At 66.6% G+C, this 16663-nt stretch carries 15 protein-coding genes and 2 pseudogenes; 9 read left to right on the top strand and 8 right to left on the bottom strand.

The window, feature by feature from the left end:
• Window positions 1-30: 30 nt before the first annotated feature.
• Window positions 31-2610 (bottom strand): ATP-dependent chaperone ClpB, encoded by a 2580-nt coding sequence (gene clpB / locus FPZ24_RS13930; RefSeq protein ID WP_146572954.1) that lies wholly within the window; start codon window positions 2608-2610, stop codon window positions 31-33.
• A 128-nt stretch (window positions 2611-2738) separates the two neighbouring features.
• Here clpB and FPZ24_RS13925 point away from each other — a divergent pair, with 128 nt between their 5' ends.
• The 4 genes from FPZ24_RS13925 to FPZ24_RS13910 all read left to right on the top strand — a co-directional run bounded on the left by FPZ24_RS13925 (window position 2739) and on the right by FPZ24_RS13910 (window position 8613).
• The gene (locus FPZ24_RS13925; protein ID WP_186728872.1) at window positions 2739-4874 is read left to right on the top strand and encodes a penicillin acylase family protein; all 2136 of its coding nucleotides are present in this window, start codon (window positions 2739-2741) and stop codon (window positions 4872-4874) included.
• A gap of 67 nt (window positions 4875-4941) precedes the next feature.
• Window positions 4942-7749, top strand: coding sequence for a M16 family metallopeptidase (locus FPZ24_RS13920; protein ID WP_146572952.1), 2808 nt, complete (start codon window positions 4942-4944; stop codon window positions 7747-7749).
• A 20-nt stretch (window positions 7750-7769) separates the two neighbouring features.
• Window positions 7770-8069, top strand: a complete 300-nt coding sequence (locus tag FPZ24_RS13915) for a hypothetical protein (protein ID WP_146572950.1) — start codon at window positions 7770-7772, stop codon at window positions 8067-8069.
• Between the two features lie 178 nt (window positions 8070-8247).
• Complete coding sequence (locus tag FPZ24_RS13910) at window positions 8248-8613, top strand: hypothetical protein (RefSeq protein WP_146572948.1); 366 nt, start codon at window positions 8248-8250, stop codon at window positions 8611-8613.
• A gap of 6 nt (window positions 8614-8619) precedes the next feature.
• Here the strand turns inward: FPZ24_RS13910 and FPZ24_RS13905 are convergent, their stop codons facing one another.
• Genes FPZ24_RS13905 through FPZ24_RS13895 form a run of 3 tightly spaced genes read right to left on the bottom strand, consistent with a single transcriptional unit; the run spans window position 8620 to window position 10684 of the window.
• Complete coding sequence (locus FPZ24_RS13905) at window positions 8620-9696, bottom strand: 5-(carboxyamino)imidazole ribonucleotide synthase (RefSeq protein WP_146572946.1); 1077 nt, start codon at window positions 9694-9696, stop codon at window positions 8620-8622.
• Entirely contained in the window at window positions 9693-10172 is a 480-nt protein-coding gene (purE, locus tag FPZ24_RS13900) for a 5-(carboxyamino)imidazole ribonucleotide mutase (RefSeq protein ID WP_146572944.1), read from the bottom strand. The genes FPZ24_RS13905 and purE overlap by 4 nt, the downstream gene beginning before the upstream one ends.
• A gap of 41 nt (window positions 10173-10213) precedes the next feature.
• Complete coding sequence (locus tag FPZ24_RS13895) at window positions 10214-10684, bottom strand: hypothetical protein (protein ID WP_240047483.1); 471 nt, start codon at window positions 10682-10684, stop codon at window positions 10214-10216.
• Window positions 10685-10748: 64 nt separating this feature from the next.
• Between FPZ24_RS13895 and FPZ24_RS13890 the strand changes: the two genes are divergently transcribed.
• Window positions 10749-11711, top strand: a complete 963-nt coding sequence (locus FPZ24_RS13890; protein WP_186728870.1) for an alpha/beta fold hydrolase — start codon at window positions 10749-10751, stop codon at window positions 11709-11711.
• 4 nt (window positions 11712-11715) lie between these two features.
• Here the strand turns inward: FPZ24_RS13890 and FPZ24_RS13885 are convergent, their stop codons facing one another.
• Both FPZ24_RS13885 and gpmA read right to left on the bottom strand, forming a co-directional pair.
• Window positions 11716-11988 (bottom strand): DUF4242 domain-containing protein, encoded by a 273-nt coding sequence (locus tag FPZ24_RS13885; protein ID WP_146572940.1) that lies wholly within the window; start codon window positions 11986-11988, stop codon window positions 11716-11718.
• A gap of 64 nt (window positions 11989-12052) precedes the next feature.
• Window positions 12053-12740, bottom strand: a pseudogene (gene gpmA, locus FPZ24_RS13880) (2,3-diphosphoglycerate-dependent phosphoglycerate mutase).
• A 73-nt stretch (window positions 12741-12813) separates the two neighbouring features.
• On the opposite strand from gpmA, the gene FPZ24_RS13875 reads away from it, so the two are divergent.
• Window positions 12814-13545, top strand: coding sequence for a dienelactone hydrolase family protein (locus FPZ24_RS13875; protein ID WP_146572938.1), 732 nt, complete (start codon window positions 12814-12816; stop codon window positions 13543-13545).
• 60 nt (window positions 13546-13605) lie between these two features.
• Complete coding sequence (locus FPZ24_RS13870) at window positions 13606-14010, top strand: endonuclease domain-containing protein (RefSeq protein ID WP_146572935.1); 405 nt, start codon at window positions 13606-13608, stop codon at window positions 14008-14010.
• Here the strand turns inward: FPZ24_RS13870 and FPZ24_RS13865 are convergent.
• Together FPZ24_RS13865 and FPZ24_RS13860 are read right to left on the bottom strand one after the other, a co-directional pair.
• Window positions 14007-15125, bottom strand: coding sequence for a M14 family metallopeptidase (locus FPZ24_RS13865; protein WP_146572933.1), 1119 nt, complete (start codon window positions 15123-15125; stop codon window positions 14007-14009). The genes FPZ24_RS13870 and FPZ24_RS13865 overlap by 4 nt on opposite strands.
• Window positions 15122-15712 carry a DUF4136 domain-containing protein gene (locus FPZ24_RS13860; RefSeq protein ID WP_146572931.1) on the bottom strand — a complete coding sequence of 197 codons (591 nt, stop codon included), beginning with the start codon at window positions 15710-15712 and terminating at the stop codon, window positions 15122-15124. The genes FPZ24_RS13865 and FPZ24_RS13860 overlap by 4 nt, the downstream gene beginning before the upstream one ends.
• Before the next feature lie 153 nt (window positions 15713-15865).
• Here FPZ24_RS13860 and ykgO point away from each other — a divergent pair, with 153 nt between their 5' ends.
• The gene (ykgO, locus tag FPZ24_RS13855) at window positions 15866-15991 is read left to right on the top strand and encodes a type B 50S ribosomal protein L36 (protein ID WP_003046794.1); all 126 of its coding nucleotides are present in this window, start codon (window positions 15866-15868) and stop codon (window positions 15989-15991) included.
• A 7-nt stretch (window positions 15992-15998) separates the two neighbouring features.
• Window positions 15999-16611 (top strand): annotated as a pseudogene (locus FPZ24_RS13850) (HAD family hydrolase).
• Window positions 16612-16663 lie beyond the last annotated feature (52 nt).

The following is a 16663-nucleotide window of genomic DNA, read 5'->3' as shown; positions in this document are numbered from 1 at the left end:
TCGGGCGCGACGCGCCGTAGGCCCGGAGCGTCAGGAGACGCTGAGGCTGAGCTTCCCATCGCCTTCGTCGACCGCGACCGTCTGACCGTCCTTCACGTCGCCGCGTAGGATCAGGTCGGCGAGTGGATCCTGCAGATAACGCTGCACCGCGCGCTTCAACGGACGCGCGCCATAGACCGGGTCGTAGCCGACGCGACCGAGCCAGTCGCGCGCCGCCGGAGTCAGGTCGATCGCGATTTTACGATCCGCCAGCAGCTTGCCGACGCGCGCGACCTGAATATCGACGATCGGCGCCATTTCGCTCTGGCCGAGCCGGTGGAACAGCACGATCTCGTCGAGCCGGTTGAGGAATTCCGGGCGGAAATGCGCGCGGACGATCTCCATCACCTGCGGCTCGACCGTCGCGACATCCTCGCCGTCACCCAGGCTGGTGAGGAATTGCGAGCCGAGGTTCGAGGTCAGCACGATGATCGTGTTGGTGAAATCGACCGTGCGCCCCTGACCGTCGGTCAGCCGGCCGTCGTCGAGCACCTGCAGCAGCACGTTGAACACGTCGCCATGCGCTTTCTCGACCTCGTCGAACAGCACCACCTGATAGGGGCGGCGGCGAACCGATTCGGTTAGGACGCCGCCTTCTTCATAACCGACATAGCCCGGAGGCGCGCCGATCAGCCGCGCGACCGAATGCTTCTCCATGAACTCGCTCATGTCGATCCGGACCATCGCGGAGGCGTCGTCGAACAGGAATTCCGCAAGGGCCTTGGTCAGTTCGGTCTTGCCGACGCCGGTCGGGCCGAGGAAGAGGAACGAGCCGAGCGGCCGGTTGGGATCCTGCAACCCGGCACGCGCACGGCGCACCGCGGTCGAGACGGCGCGCACCGCTTCGGCCTGCCCGATGACGCGCTTGCCGAGTTGCTCTTCCATCTGGAGCAGCTTCTCGCGCTCGCCCTCCATCATCCGGTCGACCGGGATGCCGGTCCAGCGCGCGACGACCGCCGCGATGTCCTCGGCGGTGACTTCCTCGCGCAGCATCGCGCCCTTGGTCGAACCTTGCGCCTCGGCCAATTGCTTTTCGAGTTGCGGGATGGTGCCGTAGGACAGCTCGCCCGCCTTGGCCAAGTCGCCCGCGCGCTGCGCCTGATCGAGCGCGACCCGCGCGGCGTCGAGCTGCTCCTTTAGCTTCGCTTCGGCGCCGATCTTGTCCTTCTCCGCCTGCCAGCGCGCGGTCAGTTCGGCCGATTGCTGCTCGAAGTTCGCAAGGTCGCCTTCGAGCGTCGCCAGCCGATCCTTCGACGCCGCATCGCTCTCCTTCTTCAACGCCTCGCGCTCGATCTTGAGCTGGATGATGCGGCGATCGAGGGTCTCGATCTCCTCGGGCTTCGACTCCACCTCCATCCGGATGCGCGACGCCGCTTCGTCCATCAGGTCGATCGCCTTGTCGGGCAGGAAGCGGTCGGTGATGTAGCGGTTCGACAGGGTCGCCGCCGACACCAAAGCCGCGTCGGTGATCCGCACGCCGTGGTGCAGCTCGTATTTCTCCTTCAGCCCGCGCAGGATCGAGATCGTGTCCTCGACCGTCGGTTCGCCGACGAAAACCGGCTGGAAGCGCCGTTGGAGGGCCGGATCCTTCTCGACATATTTGCGATATTCGTCGAGCGTGGTCGCGCCGACGCAATGCAGTTCGCCGCGCGCGAGCGCCGGCTTCAACAGGTTGGACGCGTCCATCGCGCCGTCGGTCTTCCCGGCGCCGATCAGCTGATGCATTTCGTCGATGAAGAGGATGACGTCGCCGTCGGCGGCTTTAACTTCGTCTAGTACGCCCTTGAGTCTCTCTTCGAACTCGCCGCGATATTTGGCGCCTGCGATCAGCGAACCGAGGTCTAGCGACATCAATCGCCGGTCTTTCAGCGTATCCGGCACGTCGCCATTGGCGATGCGGATCGCGAGGCCTTCGGCGATCGCGGTCTTGCCGACGCCGGGTTCGCCGATCAGCGCAGGGTTGTTCTTGGTGCGGCGCGCGAGGATCTGGATCGTGCGGCGGATTTCCTCGTCGCGGCCGATGACGGGGTCGAGCTTGCCGTCGCGCGCCACTTGCGTGAGATCGCGGGCAAATTTCTTGAGCGCGTCGTACCGATCCTCGGCCCCCGCGGTGTCGGCGGTGCGTCCACCGCGCAAGGCGTTGATCGCGGCGTTGAGGCCTTCCGGCGTGACGCCCGCGGCTTTCAGCGCCTTGCCCGCCGCGGTGTTGAGGCTCAGCGCCAGTGCGACCAACAGCCGCTCGACAGTAACGAAGCTGTCGCCCGCTTTCTTCGCGATCTCCTCGGCCTGGTCGAGCACGCGGACGCTGTCGTTGTTGAGGCCGGGCTGGCTTTGCGCGCCCGAACCCGACACGGCGGGGATTTTGGCGATCGCGAGATCGGTTTCGGCCGATGCCTTCCTGGGATCGCCGCCCGCCTGCTGGATCAGGCCGGCCGCCAAGCCCTGCTCGTCTTCCAGCAGCGCCTTGAGAATATGTTCGGGTGCGATCTGCTGGTTGTTGTTGCGGATCGCGACGGTCAGCGCCGATTGAAGAAAGCCCTTCGCGCGGTCGGTGAATTTTTCGAGGTTCATATCTGTCCCTGTTAGCCTTAGCCGCCAAGATGGTGTGATATTTCAGCAACACAAGGGCCGTTGCATTCGAAGGATGCTAATGCCGCACCGCCGGTATAGGACAGCGCTAATTTAGCGGAAGGGCGAGGATGTTGCGCAAGATCGGACTGGGCCTCGTCATACTGATCGTGCTGACCGCGATCTTCCTCGCGACGTGGGAGCCGCTGACCGCCGCCACCGCCGACGCTCCGCCGCCGCACAAATACGACGTGACGATCGCGCGCGACACGTGGGGCGTGCCGCACATCTACGGGAAGACCGATCCCGACGTCGCGTACGGCATCGCCTACGCGCATGCGGAGGACGATTTCTCGACGCTGGAAAGCGTGCTGGCGATGACGCGCGGGCGGCTCGGCGCGCTGGAGGGGGCGAAGGGCGCGGAGGGCGATTTCGCGCTGAACTTCGTCGATGCGCGCGCGACGGTGGATCGCGATTACGACAAGCAGCCGGCCGATGTCCGCGCGCTGCTCGACGGCTATGCGTCGGGCCTCAACGCCTATGCCGCGCGTCATCCGGGCGAGGTGCGGCTGGCGCGATTGTTCCCGGTCAACGGACGCGACGTCGCGACGGGGTTCGTGATGCGATCGCCGTTCTTCTTCGGGCTGGACGGGACGCTCGGCGCGTTGGTCGGCGACAAGCCGCTCCCGCCCGAAAAGGCGCCGCCCGAAAACTATCCGCCGACCACCGCCCCGGCTGCCTCGACCGCCGACGAGCGGCCCAACGGCTCGAACGCGTTCGTCGTCGCGCCGAAGCGGACGCCCGACGGTGCGACGCGACTGGTGTCGAACTCGCACCAGCCCTGGGACGGGCCGGTCGCATGGTACGAACTCGTCGTTCATTCGCAGACCGGTTGGAATTTCGCCGGCGCGATGTTCCCCGGGGCGCCGTATCCGCTACTCGGGCATAACGAGACGCTGGGCTGGACCAACACGGTCAACCGGCCCGATCTGATCGACGTCTACAAGCTCAAGATGAACGCGGGTGGCGATCAGTACAGCTATGATGGCCAGTGGCGGCCGCTGGAAAAGCATCTGATCTGGCTGCGCGTGAAATTGTGGGGGCCGTTCGTCCTGCCCGTGCCGAAATACGTCTATCGCGCGGTCCAAGGCCCGGTGGTGGTCAACAAATCGGGCGCGTTCGCGGTGCGCTACGGCGGTGCCGACCAGCTCAGGATGGTCGAGGAATATTACCGCCTCACGCGTGCCCGCACGTTCGACGAGTGGCAGCAGGCGCTGGCGATGCAGGGCATTCCGGCGACCAACTTCCTCTATGCCGACGCCGCAGGGAACATTGCCTATTTCTACAATGCGAGCTTCCCCAACCGGAAGCCGGGCTACGACTATGCGACCGTGCTGCCCGGCGATACGTCGCGCGACTATGCGCCGGGGACGGTGCCGTGGAAGATGGTGCCGCGGAACGTGAATCCGGCGTCGGGTTTCCTCGTCAACGCCAATTCGACGCCGTATCTGTCGGCGGGGCCGGGGAGCGAACTCAACCCGGCGGACTGGTCGCCGCTGCTGGGGGTCGAGACCGACACGACCAACCGCGACAACCGCGCGCTCGAACTGATGACCGCGACGCCCAAGGTCAGCGCCGAGGCGATGCGCGCGATCAAGTTCGACACCGGGGTCAGCCGAAACGGCTGGGCGGGGAAATGGTTCGCCGACATGCTGGCGGTCGATCCCAGGGGCGACGCCACGCTGACCGAGGCGCTGAGCGTGCTGCGTCAATGGGACTGGAATGCCGACGGCAAGGGTCCGGCGGATTCGCTCGCGGTGATCCTGATGCGCGCGGGGCAGGCGTGGCATTATCGCCGCCAGCCCGAACCCGATCCGCGTGCAGCGTTGCTCAAGGCCGCGAGCTATTTGAAGCAGCATTTCGGCCGGATCGACGTCCCGCTCGGCACGGTACTGCGGCTGCGGCGCGGCAACGTCGATCTGCCCCTCGACGGCGGCCCCGAAATTCTGCGCGCCGCCTCGACCTGGGACGAAGCGCCCGACGGCCGGCTGGTGGTCAATCACGGCGACAGTTTCGTGATGTTCGTCACCTGGCTGAAGGGGCGCGTGCAGTCCGAATCGATCCAGCCCTACGGTGCCGCCTCGACCCGCCCGACCTCGCCGCATTACGCCGATCAGGCCAAATGGTTCGTCGCGCATCGGCTCAAACCGGTGCTGTTCTACTCGCGCGATCTCAACGGAAATATCGAACGGCTTTACCGGCCTTAACTGAGATCGCTTGTCAGCATGGCTGCCGTATCTTAGCCACGAGCCACGTCATCATTCAGGGGTATCCATGAACCGCAAGCTCATCGCGCTGTCCGGCGTCGCTCTCCTCGCGCTCGCCGCACCGACCGTCGCCGTGTCGCAGACCGCCGCCCCGGTCGGCACGCTCGCCAAGTCGGTCGATATCCCCTTCACCCAGTTCACGTTGAAGAACGGCCTGCGCGTCGTCGTCCATACCGACCGCAAGGCGCCGATCGTCGCGGTCAGCATCTGGTACAATGTCGGGTCGAAGATGGAGCCCGCCGGCAAGACTGGCTTCGCGCATCTGTTCGAGCATCTGATGTTCAACGGCAGCGAGAATGCGCCGGGCGACTTCTTCGTGCCGCTCAAGGAAGTCGGCGCGACCGATTTCAACGGCACGACTTATTTCGACCGCACCAACTATTTCGAGACGGTGCCGACACCGGCGCTGGAGCGGGCTTTGTTCCTCGAAAGCGACCGGATGGGGTACCTGACCGGCGCGATCACCCAGAGCGTGCTCGACGAGCAGCGCGGCGTGGTCCAGAACGAGAAGCGCCAGGGCGACAACGAACCTTACGGCCTGTTCGACTACAAACAGCTGTCGGGCCTGTTCCCCAAGGGGCATCCGTACGAGCATTCGACGATCGGATCGATGGCCGATCTCGATTCCGCCAGCCTCGCCGACGTGAAGGGCTGGTTCAAGGAGCATTACGGCCCGAACAACGCCGTGCTGGTGCTGGCGGGCGACATCGACGTCGCGACCGCGAAGACACTGGCGGAGAAGTATTTCGGCGGCATCCCGGCGGGCCCGGTGACCAAGCTGCCGGTGGTGACGGTGCCGACGCTCGCCTCGGCCAAATACGAGGTGATGAAGGATCGCGTCGCGACCACGCGGCTGACTCGGTCCTGGGCGGTTCCCGGCAGCGACAATCCCGAGAACATCGCGCTCGACGTGACCGCCGATGCGCTGGGCGGCGGCGCGAGCTCGCGGCTGTACGACGTGCTGGTTCGCAAGGAGCGGCTGGCGGTGCGTGTCCAGGCCAGCAACCAGACCTTTGCGCAGGTCGGCATTTTCGGGATCGAGGTCGACGTGCGCCCGGGGGTCGATCCGGCCGTGGTCGCCAAGCGGCTCGACGCGCTGGTCGCCGAATATGTCGCGAGCGGTCCGACCGCCGACGAATTGCTGCGCTACCAAGTCGGCAACATCAGCGACCGGATGAAGGGGCTGGAACAGGTCGGCGGGTTCGGCGGCAAGGCCGTGGCGCTGGCGCAGGGCGCGCTCTATCAGAACGATCCGGGCTTCTACAAAAAGGAGATGGCCGAACTCGCGGCGGAAACGCCGGCCAAGGTCAAGGCGGTCACCGCCAAATGGCTGAGCCGTCCGGTCTATGCGCTCGATATCGTACCCGGGCCGCGCGACGCCTATGAGGAAGCTGCGGCGCCGCCGAAGCCGGTCGCCGCCGCTGCCGACGTACCGGCCAAGGGAACGCGCGGCGGGGTGCCGGCATCGGGATCGATCGCCGACCTGGCGTTCCCCAAGGTCGAGCGCGCGACGCTCGCGAACGGCATGACGCTCGTCTACGCACAGCGCGCCACGACGCCGGTGACGCGCGTCGCGATCAGCTTCGACGCCGGCGTCGCCGCCGACGTGCCGACCGCGCTCGGCACGCAGCAGTTGACGCTCAATACGATGAGCGCCGGCACGACCAGCCTCAGCGCGCTCGAATATGCGCAGGCCCGCGATCGTCTGGGCGCCGATATCGGCAGCGGGTCGTCGTTCGACCGCACGACGTTCAGCCTCGACGTGCCGAGCGCGAACCTGGCACCCGGCGTGGCGCTGTTCGCCGATGTGTTGCGCAATCCGGCCTTCGCGCCGGGCGAGGTCGAGCGGATCAAGAACCAGCAGCTTACCGGGATCGCGTCCGAACTGACCAACCCCAACGCGCTCGCGTTCCGCGCGGTGCCGTTGTTGGCATATGGCCCGGCCTCCCCCTACGCGAAAGCGTTCGGCGGGGGCGACAGCAAGGCACTGGCAAAGCTGACCCGCGACGATCTGATCGCGTTCCGCCAGGCGTGGCTGCGCCCCGACAAGGCGACCGTGTTCGTCGTCAGCGACCGCCCGCTCGCCGAGGTCAAGGCAGCGCTCGACGCCAAGTTCGGCGACTGGAAGATGGACGGCGCCGGCGGGACCAAGGGCGACCTGAAGGCCACCGCGCCGGCGACGCCCAAGATCGTGCTGATCGACCGACCCGATTCGCCGCAGTCGGTGATCGTCGGGATCGTCCCGACCGGGCTGGTCGGGACCGACGAACTGTTGCCGGTAATCGCCGCCAATGATGGCTTGGGCGGCGGCTTCCTGGGCCGGATCAACATGGACCTGCGCGAGGACAAGCATTGGTCGTACGGCGCGGGCGGGTTCTTCCAGCGCGCGGCGGGGGCCACGCCCTATATCGTCTCGGCCGGGGTACAGGCCGATCGCACGGGCGATTCGCTGACCGCGGTGATGGGCGACATGGCGGGGTACCTCGGCGACAAGCCGATGACGCAGGTCGAATATGACCGCGCGATCGCGGGATCGATTCGCTCGCTGCCGGGCGGGTTCGAAACCTCGCGCGCGGTGCTCGGCGCGATGCAGAACAACATTTTGTACAAGCGTCCCGACGACTATTATGCGGGCATCGCGGCACGCTATCGTGCGCTCACTTTGCCCCAACTCCGTAGCGTCATGGCGTCCGCGCTCGACCCCAAGAAGCTGGTCTGGGTCGTCGTCGGCGACGCCAAGACGGTGCGGGCGCAGCTTGACAAGGTCGGGCTGCCTGTCGAGGTCGTTCCAGCCGCGTCGCTCGGCGCGCGCTGACGGATTTTGGGAGAGAGAGAATGGCAGTCGACGGCACGTATGAAACGGTCGTGAAGTCGCCGATGGGCGACCAGAAGGCGACGCTGACGGTCAACAGCAACGGCGACACCTGGACCGGCACCCAGGCCGGCGCGATGGGCACGACCGAGATTTCGGACGGCAAGGTCGACGGCAACAAGCTGACCTGGTCCGTGTCGATCACGGTGCCGATGCCGATGACGCTGACCAACCAAGCGACGGTCGATGGCGACACGATCACCGGCACGGTGACCGCGGGCGCGTTCGGCAGCTTCCCGTTGAGCGGTACGCGGGTCGGCTGACCGGCTGTGCCTGATCGCTAGGCCCGTCTCTGGGCCTGGCGATCGTTACCGAAAAGTTGCGCTTCCGCGCTCGGTTGCACGACGCGCGCGACGAACGGCGCGCCGTTCATCGCAATTGAATTGCCGGCCTCTTCAACGCACTGATATTCCTTTCCGAAATCCGGGAGGGGATAGTGCCATGAAGTTTAGTCCGTTGCTCTGCGGGGCAGTGATTGCCGCTGCCATACCGGCGGCTGCGCTGGCCGATGATCCGCGCGATCCGGCGATGCGCAACGCCGCGGCGCGCGCCCGCGATGCCGCGCAGACGCGCGAACTCAACCGCAAGGAGAATGACCGGGTCGTCGAGCGCGGCGTACGCTGGTGGTGGGTGCGGCCGGACGGCACCAAAGTGCTCGGCAACGGTGATTATGCCGACGCGAGACGCGACTCCGAGCGGCAGAGGGCGGACTATGATCGCGGTCGCGCCCGGTACGAGCAGGAAATGGCGGACCGGCGTGCGTGCCGAGCGGGGGACGACGACGCTTGCGACCGTGAAGGTCGTTGATCGGGTTCAGAGCGTCCGCTGCAACCGGGTGACGTGTCCCATCTTCCGGCCCGGACGGGCGTCTCCCTTGCCGTAGAGGTGCAGGTGGGCGCCCGGCTCGGCGAGGATTTCCTTCCAGCGCCCGGCGGCATCGCCGATCAGGTTTTCCATCTCGACCGCCGGCGCCGTCAGCGCGGTGTCGCCGAGCGGCAGGCCGCAGATTGCGCGGACGTGGTTCTCGAATTGCGATGCGACCGCGCCCTCGATCGTCCAATGCCCCGAATTGTGCACGCGCGGGGCCATTTCGTTGAGCACCGGGCCGTCGGCGGTCGCGAAGAACTCGCAGGTCAGCACGCCGACATAGCCCAGCGCGTCGGCGATCCGGCCAGTCAGCGCGGCGGCGATGCCCCATTGCGCGGCGATCTCCGGCGGCGCGGGCAGCGACGAGGTGGCGAGGATGCCGTCGACATGCCGGTTCCATGGCGGCGGATAGCTGACCATCGCCCCGTCCGCGCCGCGCGCGAGGATGATCGAGAATTCGTGGGAGAAGTCGACGAACCCTTCGAGGATCGCCGGACGCTGGCCGATCGCGTGCCACGCGGCCTCGGCTTCGTCGGCCGCGGTGATGCGTACCTGGCCCTTGCCGTCATAGCCGAGCCGCAACGTCTTGAGGATCGCCGGTGCGCCGATCTCCGCTAGCGCGGTTTCGAGTTCGGTGAGGCTATCTACGCGCCGCCATGGCGCGGTGCGGCCGCCAATCCCGTCGACGAACGCTTTCTCGCTCGCGCGATCCTGCGCAATGGCGAGCGCGGCCGGGGCGGGGTGGACCGGCACCTTGGTCGATAGATAATCGACCGGATCGATCGCGATATTCTCGAACTCGTAGGTCACGACGTCGCACTTCGCCGCCATCTCGTCGAGCACGATGCGGCTGTGATAATCGGCGCGGGTGAAGCTGGATGCCGCTTGCGCCGCGACGCTTTCCGCATCGGGAGCGAGGATGTGCGTGTGATAGCCGAGTTCCGCCGCGGCGCTCGCCAGCATCCGCCCGAGCTGTCCGCCGCCCAGGATGCCGATGGTCGATCCGGGCGGCAGCGTCTTCATTCGGGGTCGATCGCCACGCTGTCGGTCTGCGCGGCGCGCCAGGCCTTGAGCCGATCGGCCAGCGCGGCGTCCGACGTCGCCAGGATCGCCGCCGCCAGCAGCCCGGCGTTGATCGCCCCGGGCTTGCCGATCGCGAGCGTCCCCACCGGCACGCCGCCCGGCATCTGGACGATCGAATAGAGGCTGTCCGCGCCCTTCAGCGCCTTGCTCTCGACCGGCACGCCGAGCACCGGCAAATGCGTCATCGACGCTGCCATGCCGGGCAAGTGCGCGGCACCCCCGGCGCCCGCGATGATGACCTTCAGTCCGCGGTCGGCGGCGCTGGTCGCATAGTCGTACAACCGCTGCGGCGTGCGGTGCGCCGACACCACCTTTGTCTCGTGCGGGACACCCAGTTCGTCGAGCTTCTCGGCGGCGTGGCGCATCGTCTCCCAATCGGAGGTGCTGCCCATGATGATGCCGACCAAGGGTTCCATCGCGGCGCGTTAGCGGCGGGAACGCGTCAGGGCAACCGCGCTTATCTGCCGCGACAACCCCTCGTCTGGTACACCCCCCGCAGGAAGCCGCGTTGCGCGATCCCGGCATCGGTCGCCGCCGCCAGCGCCCGGTCGGCGGCCGCCGCCCCGCTGATCTCGCGGACCACGCCGCGGAACGGGATCAGCGAGTTGACCACCGCCTTGCCGCCGACTTTCGCCAGGCTGTCGCCCTTTTGCGGGCCGTCGTCGAAATCGGGACCGAGCGCCTGGTCGAGTTCGCCGAGCTTGGATGCCATGGCCCCGCACGTCCCCAGACCGCTCAGCGTGTAGGGATTCTCCGCCGCGCGTTCGAGCACTGGCGGGATCTTGGTCTTGGCCGCGCCGATATCGCGCGCAGGCTGCGACACGATCTTCCCCGCTTCGTCGATGTTGGACGGTTTGTCCTGCGCGGCCGCAAAGGCGGGCAGGGCGGCGAGCAGCGCGAAAAGCGCGATGGAGCGAGTGCGTGGCATATCGGGAGAACACGATAAATGGCCGGGGGTTCCGCGTCGAGCGACGGCGTCCTATCTTGCCGCCATGAGCGAAGAGAAATCGACCGAGACGCGCAATCGCGCGCTGCTGGGGCTGGCGGCCGCCGTGGCCATTGCGGGGTCGGGGGTGGCTATCGCCCGGACGGTACGCTCGAGGATCGATCGCGGGCGGCGCGACAAGGGCCTGTCGTTCGGCACCGCGCGCGTCCACGGCGCGGTACTGCATTTCGCCAAGGCGGGGCGCGGGCCGGCGCTGATCCTGCTCCACGGATTTCCGCAGGACTGGAACGAGTGGCGCCCGATCATCGCGCGGTTGGCCAAGCGTTACACCGTTGTCGCGCCCGACTTGCGCGGCATCGGCAAATCGACCGCGGGCTCGGCGAAGTTCGACGCGGCGACGATGGCGGCGGATGTCCACGAACTGGCGCGCGTGCTCAAGCTCGATCGGCCGTATGTCGTCGGCCACGATATCGGCGGGATGGTCGCACATGCCTATGCGCGGATGTACCCGAAGGATCTGCGCGGCGCGATGATCCTCGACGTGCCGGTGCCGGGGCTCGACGGCTGGGACGAGGCGCTGAGCGGGCCGAAGTCCTGGCATGTCGGCTTCCTGCAGACGCCGGACTTGCCGGAGACTTTGGTCGCGGGCGGGCGGCAGGATGCGTTCCTCAGCTATTTCCTGCGTATGGGGCAGCACGACGCTGCCGAAATGGGCGAAGCGCTGAAGGCTTACGCCACCGCCGCGCAATTCCACGCCGCGTGCGAGATGTACCGCGCGTTCGACGACAATGCCGAATTCGGGCTCGAGAAGCGTGGGCTGAACGACGTGCCGATCGTCTACGGCACCGGCGACGGCTCACCCTTTGTCGGACTCGCCGATCGCATCGTCGCGGCGCTTAAGGGCAGCGGCTTCACGAAGGTGGCGCGTGCCACCGTCCCGGACGCGGTCCACTATCTCGTCGCCGACAACCCCGACGGCGTCGCCGCGCTGATCGAGCAGCACGCCTGATGCGTCACTCCGCGGTGGTCGGGTCGATCACGTTGCGGACTTCGGAAACCGAATTGGCCGGAAAACCTGCGGTCTCCGCGTGCTGTCGGATCAGGTCGCTCGACGGCGCGCGATAGATGCAATAGATCTTGTCGTCGGTGACGTAACTATGGACCCACTGGATTTCCGGGCCGAGGTCACGCAGCACGCTGCACGAGGTTTGCGATGCGCCCTTAAGGTCGGCGGCGCTGGCCCCGCCGATCCCCGGCATGTCCCGTTCGATCACGAATTGCGGCATGGCGACTCTCCTTCGCTCGGGGAGAGGGTGCGCCGATCGAGCCAATCGGTCTAGGACGGAAGCGTCACCGTTCGCTGAGGTAGTAGCGGTCGGTCGCGTTCAATTGATCGTCGAGTGCGTAGACGATCGGCTGGCCGGTCGGGATTTCCAGGCTGGTGATCTCGTCGTCCGGTATGCCCGACAGATGCTTGACGAGCGCGCGGGAGCGAATTGCCGTGGGCGGAGATCAGCACGCGTTGACCATCCTTCAACGCGGGAGCGATGCGGCCCTCCCAATAGGGCAATACGCGTGCGATCGTGTCCTTCAGGCTTTCGGTCGCCGGGATCGCAATGCCGGCGTAGCGGCGGTCGTTGGTCAGGTCGAACTCGCCCCCCGTCTCCAGCGCGGGCGGCGGAATGTCGAAGCTGCGGCGCCAGATATGGACCTGATCGTCGCCGTGCTTGGCGGCGGTCTCCGCCTTGTTGAGGCCGGTCAGCCCGCCATAATGCCGTTCGTTCAGCCGCCAGTCCTTCTCGACCGGCAACCATAGCCGGCCCATCGCTTCCAGCGCGATGTTGAGCGTCTTGATCGCGCGCGTCTGGAGCGACGTGAAGCACTGGTCGAAATCGAGGCCCTTCGCCGCCATCAGCTCGCCCGCCGTCTTGGCCTCCGCCGCGCCCTGTTCGGTGACGTCGACGTCCCACCAGCCGGTGAAGCGGTTCTCCAGGTTCCAGGCCGACTGGCCGTGGCGGATCAGGACAAGGGTGGGCACGTCGATCTCCTTGCGGGGCTTTCGCGGCGTCTGTAGCGGTTGCGACCATAACGGCAAACCGGGAGAGCAGGCCATGGCGATCGTGCGGCAGACATTCGTGTATGACGGCCCCGGTGGCCCGTTCGAGGGCGTCTTCGCCTATGACGACGAGGTCGAAACCGCCCGCCCCGGCGTGATGGTGATCCCCAACGTGTTGGGCGCGAAGGAATCGGACAGCGTGGCGGCGGAGAATCTGGCCAAGCTCGGCTATGTCGGATTCGTCGCGGACGTCTACGGGCAGGGCAAGCGGACGAACTTCCAGTCGGAGAACCCGGCGCAGTACATGAACGAATTGAACGCTGACCGTGGTCTGCTCCGCGACCGGCTCAAGGCGTCGCTCGACGCGCTTAAGGGCTTCGCGTTCGTCGATCCGGCCAGGACCGCGGTCTATGGCTATTGCTTCGGCGGCAAATGCGCACTCGACATCGCGCGTGCCGGGTTCGACGTGCTCGGCGTGGTCAGCTTTCACGGTGTCTACGACAAGCCCGATTGGGCCAACGCCTCGCCGATCCAGGCCAAGGTGCTTGTCTGCCACGGCTGGGAAGACCCGATCGCGCCGCCCGACGTGATGGTCGCGTTGGGCAGGGAGTTGAGCGAGGGGCAAGCCGACTGGCAGATCCACGCTTACGGTACGGCAGGCCACGCCTTCACCGACAAGGACCGCAAGGGCCAGCCGGCGGTGCGCCCTGGCGTGGCGTACGAGGAGCGCGCTGATAACCGGAGCTGGGAAGCGGGTCGGGATTTCCTGGCGGAGCTCTTCGGCTAATCCTCCCCTGCAAGGGGAGGGGGACCATCGCGCAGCGATGGTGGAGGGGTAGCGCGCCACATGCTGCACGGTCCGAAATCGACGCAAAAACGCGCAGCTGTTCTCTGGCAGGACATGTCGCTGCCCGAGGTCCTGCTGTGGCGCGAACTCCGCAAGCGACCCGCCGGTCTCAAGTTTCGACGCCAGCATCCGGCAGGGCCGTTCGTGCTCGATTTCTTCTGCGCGGCAAAGAAGCTGGCGATCGAGGTAGATGGCGAGGCGCATGGACGCGGCGACCGGCCGCAACGGGATGTTGCGCGCGACGCGTGGGTATTAGCGAGCGGCGTTCGAACGTGCCGTATTCCGGCGCGGGATGTCCTTACCAACTTGGACGGCGTCATACGCCACATCGTCGCGGTCGCTTGTGGCGAGCTACCCCTCCACCAGCCTGCGGCTGGTCCCCCTCCCCCTCCGGGGGAGGATTAGATCCCGTCGATCACTTCTTCGACCGTCTCCAGCATCGCCACCGCCAGCGCCTTGCACCGCTCCGGCGACCAGCCGAATTCCGCGTCCGCATTCGGGTCGTGGTCCTTGAACGGCATTTCCAGCGTCATCGCGACCGCGCCGTAGCGTTCGGCGAGTTGGTTGGTCGACATCGTCAGGTTCGCCTTGCCCGGTGCCGATTTCTCGTAGCCCTGCTCGGTCTGGAACTCCGGCGTGCGCGCTTCCAGGCGGCGGCCGAAATCGTAGAATTTCTCGCCCAGTTCGTCGGTCCAGCTCGGGATGCCCTCGAACCCGGCCAGGAAATTGGCCGGGATCGCTTCGTCGCCATGAACGTCCATCGCCAGCTTCACGCCGGTCGCGTCCATCGCGTCGCGGACCAGCTTGACCTCTGGGCTCTTTTCCATCGACGGCTCGTGCCATTCGCGGTTGAGGTTGATGCCGACGGCGTTGGTGCGCAGATGTCCGCGGAACGTGCCGTCGGGATTCATGTTGGGGACGACGTAGAAAGTACATTTGGCCTTGAGCGCCTGCGCGGCCGGCCCGGTCAGCCATTCGAGCGCGCCCTCTATCCACCATTCGGCCATGCTCTCGCCGGGGTGCTGACGCGCGTAGAGCCAGACCGGCTTGTCGCCCGATCCGATCGTCAGCAGATCCATCGCGCGGCCGTCGAGCGTGTGGCCGAGTTCGCGGTGCTGGACGCCGGGCATCGCGGCGTATTTCGCGATCAGCGCCTCGTGCTGCTCCATCGTATACGGCGCGAAATAGGCGAAATAGGCGACGGGCGCGTCGCTCTGCCAGTCGAACTCGAGCACGCCATTCTCGTACCGCGTCTCGATCTGGCGCCACGCCACGCGATCGGTCGAGGCACGCGTCTTGTAGCCCGGCCAGCCGAACGGATAGGCCGAACCGCCGGCGTTGAGGATGCGGAACGTCAGTTTCCGCCCGGCGGCATTGGTCAGCCGGAACGAGAACCATTGGTAGAAATCCGAATCCTTGTCCTTCAGAATTTCTAGATCGATGCGGTCACCGTCGATCGCGACAAGCTTGATGTTGCCGCCGTCGAAGGCGCTGGTGATGGCTGGGGAGGTATCGGTCATTTGACCGTGATAGTGCGTCCCGATTCGCCGGGGAACCCCGTGAACAGCGCATGGGCCAGCTTTGCCGGCATCGCATTCGCTTCGCCCGCCCCGGCGCGGCGGATCAGGCGAGTCTGCGCTTTGCCTTCCCAAATGCCCAAGTCGCCCGCGCGGCGGTTGATGCGGACCGACAACGTGGCCGCGGTATCGTCGCGCAACTCGCGCTTGCCGATCGGAATGCCGCCGCCCACGCCGACATCGACGCCGCCGCCCCGGCTGTAGCTGCCGCCGCCGACGCCAAGGCCTAGCGTGAACGGGGCGGGACCGCGCACCGACCGTGTGTTGCTCTGGAACCCGATCCGGGCGACGTATGCGGAACTGGCACCCGGCGGCACGACGGTGTAACCCTGCGCGGTCAACGCATCGCCGACCGCCGCCGCATAGCTCTGGAACAATGGGCCGTCGGGCAGGCCGTCCTCCGGCGCCAGGCTGATCGTGCCGCGCGGCACCTCGTCGGCGCGGAATCGAGTCACTTCGGTCGGAAAGACGGGCGGCGCGGTCGTGCATGCCGTCATCGCCAGTGCCGCTATCAATACCGCCCTGCGCATGTTCGTTTCCTTCTCGTTGCCCTGGTGCAACGCACCGCCCGCGAGTCCGTTTCGCCGACCTTTCCACGAGCTGGGCGGGTTGACTTCGCGGACCCCCCGCTATAGGCGCGCCGCTTCCAGTTTTCACCAGCATTGCAAAGAAGCGAATCGATCATGAAGATCCGCAATTCACTGAAGTCGCTCAAGGACCGTCACCGGGATAACCGCGTGATCCGTCGTCGCGGCCGCACGTACGTCATCAACAAGACCAACCGCCGCTTCAAGGCCCGCCAGGGCTGAGCCGCGTATGGCCCCCAGCGCCGTCGTCTTCGATGTCGGCCGGGTGCTGTTCGATTGGAACCTCCGGTTTCTTTACGAGCGTCTCATCCCCGAGGGTGAGGCGCTCGATGCGTTCCCTGCGCGACGTCGTCACGCCGGCCTGGCATTTCCAGCACGACGCCGGGCGGCCGTTCGCGGAGACATCGGCCGAGCTGATCGCGGAGTATCCCGACCACGCCGATGCGATTCGTGCGCTCCATCCGCGCTTCAACGAGACGATCGGGCCGGCGCTGCCGGGGATGGCGGATTTGGTCGCCGATCTCGACGCGGCGGGCGTGCCGCTCTTTGCGATCACCAATTTCTCCGGCGAGTTCTGGCCACCGTTCCGCGAACGTGAAGCCGCATTCTTCGCGCCGTTTCGCGATGTCGTCGTGTCCGGCGACGAGAAGCTCGTGAAGCCCGACGCCGCGATCTACCGCCTCGCGCTCGACCGATTCGGGTTGCGCGCGGCGGAAGCCGTGTTCGTCGACGACAATGCGGCGAACGTCGAAGGGGCGAACGCGGTGGGTATCCACGGGCTGCCATTTACCGGCGAACCGCAATTGCGCGCCGACCTGCGCGGATTGGGCTTCGCGGTCTAACCGTACTCCGGCGAAGGCCGGAGCGTTGGCAGTCTGGCCTGACGCGGCCAAG

Source organism: Sphingomonas panacisoli, assembly GCF_007859635.1.
Lineage (GTDB): Bacteria > Pseudomonadota > Alphaproteobacteria > Sphingomonadales > Sphingomonadaceae > Sphingomonas > Sphingomonas panacisoli.
The sequence above is the reverse complement of the archived record's forward strand: the minus strand, read 5'-3'. Positions and strand labels throughout refer to the sequence as shown.